Origin of the sequence: Microcoleus sp. Pol1C5, from assembly GCF_036701115.1 — a bacterium.
Lineage (GTDB): Bacteria > Cyanobacteriota > Cyanobacteriia > Cyanobacteriales > Microcoleaceae > Microcoleus.
Genome location: NZ_JAUBQE010000044.1, coordinates 35,078 through 51,495 on the forward strand (window position 1 = coordinate 35,078; position 16,418 = coordinate 51,495).

11 protein-coding genes are annotated in these 16,418 nt (G+C 46.8%); 5 read left to right on the forward strand and 6 right to left on the reverse strand.

What is annotated here, in order from left to right:
- Nucleotides 1–44 precede the first annotated feature (44 nt).
- The 3 genes from secA to QUA23_RS22335 all read right to left on the reverse strand — a co-directional run bounded on the left by secA (nt 45) and on the right by QUA23_RS22335 (nt 7,964).
- Nucleotides 45–2,861, reverse strand: a complete 2,817-nt coding sequence (gene secA / locus QUA23_RS22325) for a preprotein translocase subunit SecA (protein WP_333078277.1) — start codon at nt 2,859–2,861, stop codon at nt 45–47.
- Between the two features lie 308 nt (nt 2,862–3,169).
- Nucleotides 3,170–6,670, reverse strand: coding sequence for a sister chromatid cohesion protein PDS5 (locus QUA23_RS22330; protein WP_333078278.1), 3,501 nt, complete (start codon nt 6,668–6,670; stop codon nt 3,170–3,172).
- Between the two features lie 349 nt (nt 6,671–7,019).
- Nucleotides 7,020–7,964, reverse strand: a complete 945-nt coding sequence (locus QUA23_RS22335; RefSeq protein ID WP_333078279.1) for a ribonuclease Z — start codon at nt 7,962–7,964, stop codon at nt 7,020–7,022.
- A 264-nt stretch (nt 7,965–8,228) separates the two neighbouring features.
- Here QUA23_RS22335 and QUA23_RS22340 point away from each other — a divergent pair, with 264 nt between their 5' ends.
- The gene (locus tag QUA23_RS22340) at nt 8,229–9,404 is read left to right on the forward strand and encodes a SpoIID/LytB domain-containing protein (protein WP_333078281.1); all 1,176 of its coding nucleotides are present in this window, start codon (nt 8,229–8,231) and stop codon (nt 9,402–9,404) included.
- A 198-nt stretch (nt 9,405–9,602) separates the two neighbouring features.
- Nucleotides 9,603–9,827: a hypothetical protein gene (locus QUA23_RS22345; protein WP_015174403.1), complete on the forward strand. Its 225-nt coding sequence runs from the start codon at nt 9,603–9,605 to the stop codon at nt 9,825–9,827.
- Between the two features lie 193 nt (nt 9,828–10,020).
- On the opposite strand, the gene QUA23_RS22350 is transcribed toward QUA23_RS22345, so the two are convergent.
- Nucleotides 10,021–11,337: a hypothetical protein gene (locus QUA23_RS22350; protein WP_333078283.1), complete on the reverse strand. Its 1,317-nt coding sequence runs from the start codon at nt 11,335–11,337 to the stop codon at nt 10,021–10,023.
- 633 nt (nt 11,338–11,970) lie between these two features.
- On the opposite strand from QUA23_RS22350, the gene QUA23_RS22355 reads away from it, so the two are divergent.
- From QUA23_RS22355 to QUA23_RS22365, 3 genes are all read left to right on the forward strand, one after another.
- A complete protein-coding gene (locus QUA23_RS22355) occupies nt 11,971–12,492 on the forward strand; it encodes a photosystem I assembly protein Ycf3 (RefSeq protein ID WP_333078285.1) in 522 nt (173 codons plus the stop codon).
- Nucleotides 12,493–12,614: 122 nt separating this feature from the next.
- Nucleotides 12,615–12,896, forward strand: coding sequence for an Asp-tRNA(Asn)/Glu-tRNA(Gln) amidotransferase subunit GatC (gatC, locus tag QUA23_RS22360; RefSeq protein WP_190663714.1), 282 nt, complete (start codon nt 12,615–12,617; stop codon nt 12,894–12,896).
- Nucleotides 12,897–13,103: 207 nt separating this feature from the next.
- Nucleotides 13,104–13,820 carry a TrkA family potassium uptake protein gene (locus QUA23_RS22365; protein ID WP_333059500.1) on the forward strand — a complete coding sequence of 239 codons (717 nt, stop codon included), beginning with the start codon at nt 13,104–13,106 and terminating at the stop codon, nt 13,818–13,820.
- Here the strand turns inward: QUA23_RS22365 and QUA23_RS22370 are convergent.
- Nucleotides 13,777–15,408 (reverse strand): sodium:proton antiporter, encoded by a 1,632-nt coding sequence (locus tag QUA23_RS22370; RefSeq protein ID WP_333078286.1) that lies wholly within the window; start codon nt 15,406–15,408, stop codon nt 13,777–13,779. The two genes, QUA23_RS22365 and QUA23_RS22370, sit on opposite strands and share 44 nt — an antisense overlap.
- A 440-nt stretch (nt 15,409–15,848) precedes the next feature.
- Nucleotides 15,849–16,388, reverse strand: coding sequence for a hypothetical protein (locus QUA23_RS22375; protein ID WP_333078287.1), 540 nt, complete (start codon nt 16,386–16,388; stop codon nt 15,849–15,851).
- Nucleotides 16,389–16,418 lie beyond the last annotated feature (30 nt).

Here is a 16,418-nt window from a genome sequence, read left to right on the forward strand (position 1 = left end):
CAGGAAGAGCCTGGGAACCAGTTGCAGTCAACTGTTAACTATTTTCAAACCATCTCTGGTGAAACTTGCATTGCCGGCTGCGGCTGGAACTGGAACAGCGAATAAACCACATTGCGGCGGATATCCGTCATCATGTCCAAAAACAGCTCGTAACCTTCAGTTTTGTACTCGATTAACGGGTCTTTCTGACCGTAACCGCGCAGCCCTACAGACTCGCGCAAAGCATCCATTTGTTGCAAGTGTTCCCGCCACAAAGTATCAATTTGCTGCAAAATAAAGAACCGTTCCGCATCTCGCATCAATTCAGCTCGGATTGCATTAACTTCCGCTTCTTTAATGTCGTAAGCATTGCGGACTTGTTCGTGCAGGAATGTTTTAATTTCCTCAACGGACAAATCTTCTAGTTGATCCGGTGTCATGTCAGCCAGCAGATAAACAAATTCCTTCACTTTGCTGACAAGTTTGTCGAGTTCCCATTCTTCCGAAGGTAAATCGGGATTGATGTATGCTCCCACAATGTCGTCCATCGTCTGTTCGGCATACTTAATTACCTGTTCCTTGGAGTCCAAACCTTCCAATACTCGGCGACGTTCTGCATAGATTGCTCGACGCTGATTGTTCATCACTTCGTCGTATTCAAATACCTGCTTGCGGATATCGTAATAGTAGGTTTCGACTTTTTTCTGAGCGCCTTCGAGGGAACGAGTCAGCATTCCAGATTCGATCGGCATATCTTCCTCAACACCGAAAGCCTTCATCAAACCGGCAACCCGTTCACCGCCGAAAATCCTCAGCAAATTGTCTTCCAAACTCAAGAAAAACCGCGTAGAACCAGGGTCTCCTTGGCGTCCCGCCCGGCCGCGCAACTGATTATCGATCCGACGCGATTCGTGGCGTTCGGTACCGATAACGTGCAAGCCTCCCAACTGCACGACTTCATCGTGTTCGGTGCTGGTAAAAGCATCGTACTCGCGGCGAGTTAAATTGTAAGCTTCCCGCAATTTTTGAATTACCGGGTCTTTTGTCGGCGCTTTTTCCGAAGCTACAGCCACGATATCATCGGCTTGCAATTCCGAGAGCGATCGCTCGCCGTACTCCTTCACCGCCAATTCCACGGCTGCTTTGAGCATTTGCTCGGCATCTTTCGATAATTGCGTCGGGAAAATCTGCGCCGAAGCTTTCCAAGACTTTACCTTTTTCGCAGTTTGACCAAAACCTTGAGGTGCGGGGCGGCCACTAATACCAGGCACTTGCACCACCGAAAACCCCTCGTCATCCTCTGGTTGCACGATCCGGGGCATAAAATACTCCCGCAACTTCAGGCGCGCCATGTACTCAGAATTACCGCCCAAAATAATATCAGTACCGCGTCCCGCCATGTTTGTCGCGATCGTCACAGCGCCTTTGCGTCCGGCTTGAGCGATAATTTCTGATTCCCGTTCCACATTTTCCGGTTTAGCATTAAGCAAATTGTGAGGAATTTTCCTCTCCAGCAGCAGCCGCGACAGCAACTCCGACTTTTCCACACTCGTAGTGCCCACCAGCACCGGCCGACCGATCTCGTGCATTTCCGCGCATTCTTGGGCGATCGCATTCCACTTCCCAGCCTCCGCCTTGTAAACCATATCCGAAAGGTCAGTCCGGCTGGTAATCCGGTTAGTGGGAATCAGCGTCACTTCCAGATTGTAAATCTTCTCAAACTCCGTCTCTTCAGTCTTCGCCGTCCCAGTCATCCCCGACAGCTTCGGATAAAGCAAAAAGAAATTCTGATAAGTAATTGTCGCCAGCGTCTGAGTTTCCGGCTGAATTTCCGCCCGTTCCTTCGCTTCGATCGCCTGGTGCAAACCGTCACTCCAGCGCCGTCCCGGCATCACCCGGCCCGTAAATTCATCCACAATCACGACTTCGCGATCGGGAGTGACGATATAGTTAATATCCTTAATAAACAATTCCTTCGCCTTAATCGCATTAAAAATGTAATGCGCCCAAGGGTCAGCCGGGTCGTACAAATCCGTAACACCCAACAACCGCTCAGCTTCACCAAAGCCTTCATCGGTCAACAGCACATTCCGAGCCTTTTCGTCAACCTCGTAATGTTCTTCATTTTCCTTTCTCAGAGCAGCAGCTACCTCAGCCGCCCGTATATACTTCTCACTGGGGCGTTCCACCTGGCCGGAAATAATCAAAGGCGTCCGTGCTTCATCAATCAGCACCGAGTCAACCTCGTCAATCACGCAGAAATTAAAAGGACGCTGCACTACATCTTCCATGACAGTAGCCATGTTGTCGCGCAAATAATCAAAGCCGACTTCGCTGTTAGTGGCGTAGGTAATATCGCAGCTATAATTTTTCTTTCGTTCCACCTGATCCATGCCCTGCTGAATCAGTCCCACAGTCAATCCCAGGAAGCGGTGTACCTGTCCCATCCATTCGGCGTCCCGCCTTGCGAGATAATCGTTGACGGTGATGATGTGTACGCCTTTACCGTTGAGGGCGTTGAGGTAAGCTGGCAGCGTCGCCACGAGAGTTTTGCCTTCACCGGTTTTCATTTCGGCAATTTGGCCTTTGTGCAGGATAATGCCCCCGAGGAGTTGGACATCAAAGTGGCGCATTCCTAAAACCCGTTGTCCCGCTTCCCGCACCACTGCAAAAGCCTCCGGCAAGATTTCGTCTAGGATCTCTTTCTCTTCGTTGAGAGATTTAGCTTTTGCCAGACGTTCTTGAAACTCCGCCGTTTTGCCTCTGAGGCCGTCGTCTGAGAGGGCGCGGATGTCTTCTTCCAAAATATTGATATCAGCTACCCAAGGCTGAAATTTTCTCAGTTTGCGCGCGTTGGGATCGCCTAGCAGATTTTTAAACATGGCAGGAGAGGCAGATTTTTAATAATTTAGCTATTAGCTTTCAGGGTTACGGGCTGTAGTGTTAGCCACAACATATACCCTCCCCGATTGTAGCAACCATTGGCTCTCCTGGGCCGTCGCTGCGGGCGATCGCCAGCGATCGAGCGATTTTAGATTTTAGATTTTAGATTTTAGATTGAATAATTGACCTCTGTTCCCAGTTATTAAGGGGATGGAGGGCGCTAATAGTCAAACAGCAGACCGATCGCATTTTTGGTGAAAAGTCCGAAAGTGCGATCGGGTTTTACTGGCGCAAAAGCTACATACTTCTAAAAAGGCACTGGCGATCGATTTCCCTCACCCGCCACCAAATCCCACAACACATCAATACCTGAGCCGACATATTCTGTATTCTGATGGCGATCGATCCATTGCACGACAGCAGTCAAAACGTCACTAGATTTCAGACCCAACTTACCCAAGGCAGATGCTGCCTCACTACGCACCCAGTCATCCCCATCTTCCAGACGTAACATCAGAGCATTGATGACAGTTTCTGAAGCATTTCCCAACTTACCCAAGGCCTCTGCCGCCTCACCACGCACCCAGTCATTCCCATCTTCCAAACGTAACATCAGAGCATTGATGACAGTTTCTGAAGCATTTCCCAACTTACCCAAGGCCTCTGCTGCCGAGCTACGCACTGAGTTATCCCCATCTTCCAGACGTAACATCAGAGCATTGATGACAGTTTCTGAAGCATTTCCCAAGTTACCCAAGGTTGATGCTGCCGAGGTACGCACCCAGTCATCCCCATCTTCCAGACGTAACAGCAAGGCACTGATCACGGCTTCAGAAGCATTTCCCAAGTTGCCCAAGGCATTTGCTGCCGAGTAACGCACTGAGTTGTCCGCATCTTCGAGACGTAGCAGCAGAGCATTGATGACGGGTTCTGAAGCATTTCCCAAGTTGCCCAAGGCCTGTGCTGCCAAGGCACGCGCCGAGTTACCCTCATCTTTGAGACATAACAGCAAGCCACTGATCACGGCTTCAGAAGCATTTCTCAAGTTGCCCAAGGCCTCTGCTGCCAAGGCACGCGCCGAGTTATCCTCATCTTCGAGACGTAACAGCCAGCCACTGATCACGGCTTCTGAAGCATTTTCTGAAGCATTTCCCAAGTTGCCCAAGGCCTCTGCTGCCTCACTACGCACCCAGTTATCCCCATCTTCGAGACGTAACAGCAAGCCACTGATCACGGGTTCTGAAGCATTTCCCAAGTTGCCCAAGGCATTTGCTGCCCACCTACGCACCCGCTTATCCTCATCTTCTAGACGTAACAGCAAGCCACTGATGACGGGTTCTGAAGCATTTCCCAAGTTGCCCAAGGCCTTTGCTGCATCACTACGCACCCTGTTATCCCCATCTTCCAGACGTAGTAGCAGAGCATTGATGACAGTTTCTGAAGCATTTCCCAAGTTGCCCAGGGCAGATGCTGCGTTACCACGCACATCCTCATCCGCATCTTTGAGACATAACAGCAGGGGGTTAATGACCCTTTCTGAAGCATTTCCCAACCAGCCGAAAGCTCGTGCTGCCTGACGACGCACACCCTTATTCGCATCTTCGATACGTAACAACAGGGAACTGATAACGGCTTCTTTTTCCCCTAATGCTGCTTGATATTCCTCCAATCGATTTTCACCAACGCCTCTTGCTTTCAAAAGTTGCAAAGTTTGCGCCTCAAACTCAGTCTCATTCATACTGCAAAGGATTTGAAAAACCTGAGAGCGAACCCTCTCACCAACCAGTGCCTCATCCCTTACTTCCAACTCAACCAACTTCTGCAAAATCTCCACAGTTAGACTGGAATCTGCCACCTTTAACTCTTTAATATTTTCAGCAATGCAACTGCCAGCAAAAAACAAATCGCGGTGCAACCATTGCTCATGATCGCTATTTGCAGCCCTAATTGCCTGCATCGCTTTAGCCGCTTTCTTGGGTTTTTGTTGAGCAATCAACAACAGCAACACTTCCCGCCAGTGGGGGTCATGCAAATGCTCTCGAATATGATTGAGAACAATCTCAAAATCACCGTCATCATCTGCCTGATAGCCGATTTCCTGAGCGCACAAATATTCTTGAAAAGTTTTGTGTACAAAAGCGTACAAATCTTGTCCTTGTTCGTTGAGCAATCCCGTCCGCTGTTGAATAAAATCAACAAATCGTTTAGCTTCCTCTTTTGCCTGGAACCGTTCAACCTGTTTTTTGGTTTTAATATTCTGAGTTAACTGCTCTAACAAATCATCCTTGGCAATCAGCGTCCCGCCTTCAGGTTTATCCGTACTACCCTGAGTGTGAATCCAATAGGCGAGAATTTCCATCTGCCGCCGTAAGTCGTCTGCATCTAAACATTTGAATCCCGACTGTTCAGTCAGGTTTTTGTTAGCATCCCAATTCTTTAACAGCGTCTCCACAGCTTTTTCATAAAGCTTGTGGCGTGACCTCGGCAGTACAGCTTGATAGCGGTGAATCAAAGCAATGATTGTCAGCAATAGCGGATTTCTCGCCAACAATTTAATGCGGTCATTTTCATCCAGAGCTTTTTTAATGCTATCTTTGCGACGTTGAGCTTCCGCCGAATCTGGAACGCGGCTGTCGTACCAACGATTAATAAACTCATCAACCTTAGCATCATCAAACAGTTGTAACTGATAGTGTTCAAACTCCGAAGTATTAAAAAAATCGCGTTTGTAACCAGCAGGGCGAGAAGTAATAATTGCCAGATTTTGATGATACTGCTCCAAAAAACTCTCAATCTGCTGCACCACCGCATAGCGCTTGGATTCTTCCACAACCTCATCCAATCCATCCAACAAAATCATCGCCCTACCGTCTGCCAGCCAATACTCAAAAAAGCCTTCTGGCAGCGGTTTCACGGACATAGTTTTCTCGGCAAACTGGCGGGCATAGTCGAGGATGTTGATATCTGAAAGCCTAGCAAAATCCCTAATTTTAATCAAAATCGGCAAGCAATCTATCCCAGAAGGCAAGCCGATTTTTTCGGGATGATCCTGAGCCAACATCACTGCAAAAAAGCTCAGTAAAGTTGTTTTGCCAGAACCAGGAGCGCCCAGAAACACAAATTTATTTGATTGATTTTGATTCAATAATTGTGATGCTAAAAACTTCCTCCCAGAGCGAGTTTCTCTCTGCATCTGTTGCAGGCTTTTGCTTTCTCCCAATTCTTGGATATCCAAGCGACTATAAATATTTACCTCTTCCAAGACATCCGGCATTACAAAAATCTGAGCCAATTTTTCCGATTTTTCGATTGCCTGATCTTCGACTGCAATGCCAGCAAACTTAACATCGTCAAAGCAGTTAGCCAGTTGCTTCAAATAGTCTGCTTTGGCAACTTTAAACCTTAAATAACTACTTGTTTTATGAAAATAGGTTTCAGCAAAAACCTCCAACCAATCATGCAGTCTTTCGGGAGCGAATCTGTCTTTAATTTTCTTGTGTTCTGGGACTGTCTCATTAAAGGCTGCAACTAAAAACTCAACTTGAGGCTTTCCTTGGTCGTTGAAAGGTTTCAGGAGTTCTGGAAGTGCTGCACCCGTCAAGAAACTTTTAAGAAAATCTTCGACTACACCCTGTTCGCAAGCAGAGAATAATTTATTTTTATCGGCAGTTTTGAGCGCACAAATACAAGCTTTTTCAAAATCGCTAGGATGCAATTTTTTCATAGCTTCTTTGAATCCTATTTCGGCAATTTTAGGCGCGATTGCTTGTGCTAGCTTTAAGCCTAATGCTCCCATTTCAAATGTCATGGTAAATTTAATAAATATTTGTGTTTAATATAGTTTACACTGGTATTATTATCAATGTCAGTGATATTTAAAATTTGATTGTGTGGTGGGCATCTGAACCCTTTAAGAGAGCCTTCGCTACGCTCAGGATGACAGAATTGCCTGACAGTCTGTAAGTCCTAAATGTTTTTGTGGCATTAATTTCAGTAACAGGCAAGATGCTTGTTCCACAAGAGATTAATGTTTTTGTTGGATTAATTTCAGCAACAGGCAAGATGCCTGTTCCACAAGAGATTAATGTTTTTGTGGGGTGGGCATCTTGCCCGCCCCGATCGCCCTTATTGAAAATGCTGTCACATCTCAGGTCTGATTAACCTTCGTTTGAAACAGGCCTGGGCACTTCGTAAGTCAAAAAGTCATAGGCCATTTTCGTATTCGGAAAAATTGCCTGGGCTTCCTTGAGCAAATCATCCAGGACGATCGCATTCCCCGGAGCGTAACGCGGGCTAAAATGTGTCATAATTAACTGTTTCACCCCAGCCGTCAAAGCTACTTGAGCCGCCATTGTGGAAGTTGAATGCAGGCGATCGAAGGCCATTTGAGCATCTTGATGAGCAAAAGTCGCTTCATGCACCAACAAATCAGCATCCTTCGCCAATTCCACGGCCCCGTCACAAAAAACCGTGTCTGTACAATACACAAACTTGCGCCCGATTTGATCCGGGCCACAAAAATCAGTACCTTTAAACTGTCGCCCGTCCTCTAACTTTACCGTTTTTCCTTGTTTTAATTGACCGTAAAGCGGCCCGGAAGGAATACCCACAGCCTTCGCTTTTTCTACATCAAAATGTCCCGGACGATCTTTCTCAGTTACTCGATAACCAAAAGCAGTAACTCGGTGCTTCAAAGGGCCACAGCTAACAATATATTCGTCATCTTCATAGATGACTCCCTCGTGAATTTTGTGTACCTTAACCGGGTAAGAAAAATGAGTTTGAGAATAGCGAACACCAGCTTGCAAATATTCTTCAAGTCCCGGAGGCCCGTAAAGATCGATGCGCTTGACATTCCCCGCCAAACCGCAGCTAGCCAGCAAACCCATTAAGCCGAAAATATGGTCGCCGTGCAGGTGAGTGATGAAAATGCGGCTTAGTTGGCTGACTTTGAGATCGCTGCGGAGAAACTGGTGCTGAGTTCCTTCGCCACAGTCAAACAGCCAGAGTTCCGCTCGCTGGGGCAACCGGAGGGCGATGCTGGAAACGTTGCGCGATCGAGTGGGGACGCCTGAGCTAGTTCCGAGAAATGTAATCTGCAAGAGTCAAATCACCTCAATTAAGTCTTAAAAAATATGTTACATATATCCAGAGTGCGACAAATCCGACATATAGGAAATAGTCGCAGGCAGGAACCGGGATAAATCGCTGTTCCTGCGAACATCTCTTCGCTAAAATCATTTTTGACAAGCGTACAGAGTGATCCACCCAATTCTAACGTTTTGTTTCTTCCGTTCCCCTTCCTTTTTCCCTTGCCTTCCCTTAAAAATTCTTAAACTCATACAGCACAGGAGGAAAATTTTCAAATGCAGTCAGGAGTATTTTTTGGTTCCGTTTTTTCGACATTAAAAAAACGCTACTTTTGGATTTCGCTGTTGTTTTGGCTGGCAATGGTAGCCCCAGCACAGGCCGCGCTGATCTTGCGAGTGGCGGTACAAGACGGGGCAAGTCAGGTAAAAGTCGGCAGTTCTACTAAGGCTGCAATCCGCGACGGTAGCGGGCGCAATTTGGGCGAATTGCCAGCAAACAGTTCTCAGTCAGCTCAATTTCGATCGGGAACAGTGGCAATTGGTCGCTGGGCCGCCAACCAAGTTTGGATCGAGCCCACGGGGAACGGTTATGTTTGGATTGGCGATCGTTGGTATCGGGGACGCACGCTTCTAGTTCCCCAAAAAGGAGGCTTGACTGCCGTCAACTACGTCGATATCGAACAATATCTCTACAGCGTTCTCGGCGCCGAGATGAGTGGCAATTGGCCTCAAGAGGCTTTGAAAGCCCAAGCAGTCGCCGCCCGTTCCTACGCTATCCACCAACGCCTCAAAAGCGAAACCGACCTTTACGACGTGGACAGCACTCAGTCTTCGCAGGTTTACAAAGGACTGCAAACAGAATCTTCTGGCACTTATTCCGCAGTCGATGCAACCGCCGGTCAAGTTCTGGCCTACAACGGTCAGATAATTTTAGCCGCTTTCCACTCTGCGTCTGGGGGCCATACTGAAAATGTCGAGGATGTTTGGACGGAACCCTTGCCTTACCTGCGTGCTGTTCCTGACTTCGACCAAGGAGCGCCGGTTTACCAATGGAAAGAAAATTTTTCTCGGGCTCAAATCAGCAGTAAGATTTCTGGCGTGGGCAATGTGATCTCGATGAAGCCAGAACGCACTACCGCTCACGGGAGCGTTTTGAGGATGAAAGTAGTTGGAGATGGCGGTTCTAGGGTCATGACTGGCGCAGATTTACGCCGGGTTTTAAATTTGAGGAGCACGCGGTTTACCGTGATTCCTCAATATGGGGGCGGTGGGAACCCAAGGAACAGTGGTCAAGCTCCTACCGGTTTTCAAGTTGCTGGCAAAGGTTTCGGCCATGCTGTAGGAATGAGCCAATGGGGGGCCTACAATTTGGCCAGACAAGGATACGGCTACCAGCAGATTTTGTTGCACTATTACCGAGGTGCTACTTTGGCTAGAATTGCAGTGCAGTAACTGCTGGGAATTGGGAATTGGGAATTGGGAATTGGGAATTGGGAATTAGGAATTGGGTCGAAAAGCATTGGTAATTGGGAACTTGGAAGTGGGGCGAAAAGCCTCTTCGCCGAAAAGCATTGGTTATTAGAGCCAACAACAAATAACCAATAACTACTAACTACTGCCAACTGCCAACTAACTACATTAAGGATTGCTATGCAAAAGTGGGAGTATTTATTTGTGGATGCGAATATGTATCCTTTTGGAAACAAGCTGATTAGTTTATATGTAAACGGTGAAGAACAGCGAGATTGGAAACAAGGCTCGCTGCATCTATTTGTCAATCATTTGGGCGAGGAGGGATGGGAACTTGTGGCTCTGGATCACGACTCGAAATATGACCAAAATTGTTTGATTTTTAAACGCCCTAAGCTTATTTAATAAAACTCGGATTAGAAAAACTTCTGAGATCAATAAAGATTGATATTTTCTACAATTCTTAGCAACGAGCTAAAAGCCCGTTCCCCAACAAAAATATTTTATTGTGGAACAGGCATACTGCCTATTCTTGAAAATGGTGCAACATTTCACTACAACCTAACTTAACAACAAAGAACTGTTTTTTTCATTAGTATTACAAGTTGTCCGAGCGATCGAGCCTGCGCTGCCATTCGGCATCTATTTTGGCTGACTGTTCTAGTTCTTGTTGGGTTAATTCTGTTTCTGTTGTATAAGCTAAGTCTTCTCCAGTCAGAACGTTTTCTGCGGCAAATTCCCGGGCGTAGGCCAGTTTTTTGAGTAAGTTGGCATCGGGTTCGTTTAATAACATTGCTCGCTGCTGACGCTCTTGATTGCGGGCTTCTATCCGGCTATTTTTCCACTGAATCCAGAAGTAGCGAATTAAAGGAATTGCGAGAAATCCGACACCGTAAATCAGGAGCATGGGATAAACAGCGCTGACGAAACCGATAAATCCACCGGCGAGCAAATTATTAGTTAATAGATTCCCCAAAACTAACGCACCGACAAGATTGACGGCTCCTAACCCTGCTGCGAGCATGATTTGGCCGGAACTGGCGTTGCTGAAACGCCACAGCATTTCTCGCAAATAAGCTGCTACTGGTTCAGAATTTCTCTCGGTGGCTGTGGTTTGCAATTGCGGGAAGTGGTAGACTATTTGCCCTTCGGGACTGACTTCGGGACGGCCATCAAAACGGGCGAGGGCTGGTAACATATATTCTTCGTATTCTCGGGCGTACCCTTGTCCGAGATTGTCTAGATACGGGGCAATTTGTTCGGCGGCGACTGCGCCTCGGTTGTTGCGAATTGCAGTGGCAATATTGCTCCACTTACGCTCTTCTAGATTGTAATTGGGATTGCCGTCTCCAAATAGAAAGGAGAAAACTGCTTCTAGAAAACTCATCTGGGGTTTTTGGCCAGTTAAGCGCGATCGCTGCTGGTAGTATGGTTGGTCATGGTTCCAGTAAAATATCCAGATTAAGTCGTTCCAGAAGTAGGGAAAAAAGGAAAAGCCGCCGCCTCTGCCGCCCCCGCCGCCACCCTCTCCTCCTCCTCCACCACCGTTATTGCTGTCGCCGCTGGAGAGTAAAATCGTGATAGCAACAAAAATTAAGAGGATGGAAGCTACCAGCACTATGCCGAAAGATATCCTAATCAGATAAAATAAAATGCGCCAGATTTTTTGCCACCATTCCTGCAACTGCAAGCGCAAGAATTTGTTTCGCAAAATATCTCGAAAGTTCTTGGGAAATAGGTAGGCTATGTCGCCGGATTCTGCTACTTGCAGGCTGCCGCCTGCTTCGGAGGCGAGAGTTAACAGTTCTCGCTGGGCAAAATTGACATCTAATCCAGCTTTTGCCGCCACGTCTCCAACCGTAACGCGGTAGCCAAGTTGTTCGACTGCTTGCATAATGGTGGGATTCGGAGCCATAGGTTTCTCTCTGTGAAAATTACCCGGTTATTTTTATTATATATTGCGGGAATTCGAGCTGGTTTTGGCGATCGCCTTTCTGATTTTTTTTGAGGCTGCCCTTGACTTTGGGGCAAAATATTGCTAGTGTTTTGCCGAATAACTTTTAAGTATGGGCTGAACTCGGATAGCTTAATAAAACTTTGTGATTGAATTTCTCCTCTGCAGGCTATTTGCTTGTTTGCTCTGAGGGTCAACGACGGGGATGGTGAGTACAGTTAGTAGGGTACGGTGCGCGATCGTCGCCCGTTGGTGTTAGCTTTCGCGATCCGAAGGAAAGCCATCGAAGAGGATTGTCCCTGCACCCTCCAGCAGAACTTTTTCCACTGTTGCGGGTTTTTGTAAGTTTTGTGTAGAGTACGAGAGAGAGGTTAAAGAAATCTGGTTTTTTTGCAAGTCTTGCAAGACTTATATAAAATAGATAGAACTTGCGAGAGTGTTAAACCCAAGGGCGTGTTTTAAGGTTCGCAGTTGCGATCGACTAAACTTTTTAGCGCCCTCAACACAACGGTCCACTACAACAGTGGCGCAATTATTAATAGGAAAACTTTACAGGCTAATTTTTCTGATTAGCCGCTAACCAAAGAATCGCATATGCCAAGAACTCAACGCAACGATAACTTTATTGACAAAAGTTTCACGGTAATGGCTGATATCATTCTGAAGATGATGCCGGCGAAAAAGCAGGCGAAGGAAGCTTTTGCTTATTACCGGGATGGTATGTCAGCTCAAGCAGATGGTGAATATGCTGAAGCGCTGGAAAATTATCAGGAAGCGCTGAAGTTGGAGGAAGATCCTTACGATCGCAGTTATGTCTTGTACAATATGGGGCTGATCTATACTAGCAACGGCGAACACGATAAAGGTTTGCAATATTACAGCGAAGCCCTGGAACTCAATCCGAGAATGCCACAAGCGCTGAATAATATTGCTGTGATTTACCACTATCAAGGGGAAAAAGAAAAGGAAGCGGGCAATCTTGAAGCGGCGGAAGGGCTGTTTGATAAAGCGGCAGATTATTGGAAGGAGGCTATTCGCTTGGCTCCCAACAATTACATTGAGGTGCAAAATTGGCTGAAGACAACAGGTCGATCGCAAATTGATGTGTATTTTTAACTATGATGGGAATGGGGCATAGGGCATGGAGCATTAGTTATTTGTTCTATGTTTGTTGTTGGTTATTGTTTATAATAAGCAATTCCCCATTCCCCATTCCCAATTCCCCATTCCCAATTTTTATGATTGACAGAGAAGAAGTTCGGAAAGTAGCGAATTTAGCGAGATTGGAATTAACGCCGGAAGAAGAAGAGCAGTTTACTGGTCAACTTAACGGTATTTTGGATTATTTCGAGCAGTTGAGCGAACTCGATACGAGTAAGGTGCAGCCGACAACGCGGGCGATCGATGTGAGTAACGTGATGCGATCGGACGATTTGCAACCTTTTCCTAAACGAGAAAGTATTTTGGAGGGAGCCCCCGATCGCGATGGGGAGTTTTTTAAAGTGCCTAAGATTATGTAGGGTTCCCCTACGCATCTAACTGAGGAAAATCACTTGAGGGGCTGGCTCCCATGCCAACCCCACAAGCAGATTAAACTAAGTGTGGAACAAGTAATAAGTAAGCCCGGTAAAAGCCACCCCACAAGCAGATTAAACTGATAGAAACTCAAAACAATCTTACTAATAGGGATAAATCTGTAAAGTTCATTCTTGGGGTGACAAATAGTCATGTACATATTAATTGGTGGAGCAGGAATGATGGGGCTGGGTTTAGCCCAGCAGCTATTAAAACTCGGTCATACGGTTGCAATCATCGATGCCGACCCGCTTGCGTGTCGCTTTGCTCGTGAAAAAATCGGAGTGATGGCATTTGAAGGCAGTGCGGTGAGTACAACGGTTCTTCTGGAAGCGGGAATTAAACAAGCAAACGCAGTCGTTGCAGCACTCAGCGATGATGCACTGAATTTAGCGCTGATCACCCTATCCAGGAGCTATGGCATTTCCCATATTGTGGTGCGAATGCGCGATCGCGAATTCATGGAAGCCTATCGCCTTGCCGGAGCCAGTCACATCATCAGCACGATTGATTTGGCAGTCGCAACAATGGCAAATGCGATTGAATACCCTCAAATCGAATCGATGATGCACTTTGAACAAGGACAAGTTGAGGTGCTAAAGCTGCCAGTTCCCGGCGATTGCAATGTGGCAGGTCGCACCGTTGCTCAAATTGCTCAAGACCCTGGTTTTCCAACAGGTTCTCTGATTATTGGTTATCAATGCCATGCCTGCGCCAATCTGGAGATTCCAAACGGCAATACTGTTCTAGAAGCAGGTTCTACCATTCTCGTCGTCACCCGTCCAGAGCTAGTTCACCAGATGATTGATTATCTCGGCATTCGCGCTAGTCATCTGCCAACGTTAGAAGTTTCTCATCCAAATCTTTGATGTAAGGCTCAACCAGATCCTCTGGAACAATTCGCTTGCGGAGGGCATCGCTAACTGCTCCTTTTTCTGCTAGAAGCAATCGCCGTCGAATCGTATCTAGCCCGCTGCGATCGCCCTGTACTTGCCCTGCCCGATGTTTATTGTAGAGATCGCGCAGCACTCGCTCAGAGTGTGCTACTCGTGCTTGATATGATGCCCATAACTCCTCGTAAACCGCCTTCGGCAACACCCCAGATTTCAGCAAACTATCTAGCTCATCTTGAGCCGCTTTGGAAGCGATCAACTGAATCTGTAACTGCCCAGCTTCCTGCATTACATCAGAAACACGGCTAATTTTTAGTCGTTTTACTATCCACGGTAAACTTAATCCCTGTCCGACCAAAGAGAATAAAACTGCACCGAACACCAGGGCAATGATGTTATCCCGTCCTGGTAGGGTCAAGGGAATGGCAACAGCTAAGGCCATTGAGAGAGACCCTTTAATATTCCCTAAAACCAAAATGTGCTGCCAGCGTAGCGGAATGGGGCGATCGAACCAACGCAGCCCCGCTAATAACAAATAGACCGAGAGAATCCGTCCCAGTTGATAGGCCAGAATGACCAATAAAATGGATGGCAAAATTCTCCACAGCGTCAGCGGGTTAATTTCAATTCCAATCAGCAGGAAAATAAACGTATTGACGCCAAAACCAGCGTATTCCCAGAAACTCAGCAAGGTAATCCGATCCGAGGCAGACGAACTGCGAGGCAGCCCGAGGTTGCCAAAAACAAGTCCGGTGATGACCACCGCCACTGCGCCCGATACGCCTAAAAATTGTCCGATTTGGAAGGTGCCCAATGCGAGAGCGACGGTTAGCAAAAGGCTACTCAACGGATCGTTTAAGCGAACAAAGATCGGCACGCTCAAGTAACCTAAAACACCCCCAACCAGTGCCCCACCTAAGGCAACCACGAGCAGTTCCTTCACGCCTTGTATAGCGGTGAGAGAGCCTGTCGCATAAATTACCAAAACCAAATTAAATGAAATTAGAGCAGCCGCATCATTGAACAGAGTTTCTCCCTCAACAATGGTGGACAATCGAGAAGGCACACGGATCTCTTTAAAAACCGCGATCATCGAGACTGTATCAGTGTTTGCCAGAATGACTCCGATTAGCAATGCCGGAATCCAGTCTAGCCCCAGCCCAAATTTAACCAGAACAGCGATAATTGCTGAGGAAAAGATCGATCCTGGACCCGCCAGCAGGGCGATCGGCTTAAAGGTGCTGCGGAGACGGCTGATATCCGTATTGATAGCTGCTTCAAAAATCAGAATGGGTAGAAAAAGATTTAATACTAAAGATGGGTCTAAACCAATTCGACGCGACAATAGCTCCGTAATGGGCAAGCCTGCTAACACTAAGCCCGTCACGTAGGGAATTCGCAACCGTTGGGTTACGAGTGCAACAAAAGTTGCAATCAGCAGCAGAATGATCAAGATGATTACCAATTCAGGAATGGCTCCTGCCGTTTGGCTATTTGTAGCAGGATCGCTGCCCAAGGGAGGTGCTTGCGCTACAATCCGCTCGATCGCCGATACTCCTCTCATAAACTCGTTTTCCTCAAATAAATTGACAGATTAACTACCGTTTTAGTCTACAGAAAACGGTTCACTCTGCTGTACACGTAACTGCAATTTATGTGGTGTATTTGGATGAATGCCGATGAAGCTGAAATAGGATTTCTGGGTTGGTTGGGCGATCGGATCGTTTTTAGAGTGCAATTTTTTTGGTAGATCTGGATGATTTCCCAACCCTTACAGGATGCTAATTGCTCTTAATTGTGCTGGTTTTTAATTTTTTTTAACAGTCTCTTCTGAAGTGTTGCCGACCCGATCGCGCTTGCCGCTAAGGCGGGTAGTGGAAGTTGTCGATCCGTATGTCAGGAATAGGAGAGCGATCGCCCAAAATCATCGACCTTCCAATTTTTGAGTGGGTTTTGGACGTTCTGATTCGCGGGACTAAATTCCTCGAAGGTAATCGTCCTTTCTTACCTTGAATTTACCTCGGCATCACAGACACGCCACGTCAGAATCTCCCAACGTTTAAGGACAGATTCAGCAATCACGATCTCATTTTCTCTTGCCTCCATGACGAGCAAATAATCTCCCTGGTTAAATCTGTTATTGTAAACTCTTGCTTGTTCTTCTGGCACCAACCATCCTTGAAGTGCGCCATACAGACCGCCAGCAGTTGCAGCAATCCCACTTCCAAAGAAAGTTGCTAAAATGCTTTCCACCGCTACAGCCTGACCAATACCGGGAATTAGCAGGCTGCTGAGTCCAAGAATTAAGGCTAGTGAACCTAGTCGTATGCTGCCTAAGATTGCGCCTACTTGTGCGCCTGCTGCTCTTGTGATTAAAATTTTCTGCACGCCCAGAGAGTCCAAATCATCATTGTCAGAAGGTTTAGCAATCACTGAAATTTTGTGCATGGGGAAGCCCCTACTTTTTAGCTCAACTAGCGCCTGCTTTGCGTTTCGATGATTAGTAAATAGGCCGCTAGCACGTTTGAGATTTTGGTAATTCATGAGAAATATTCAATATTTAACGCTACAAAA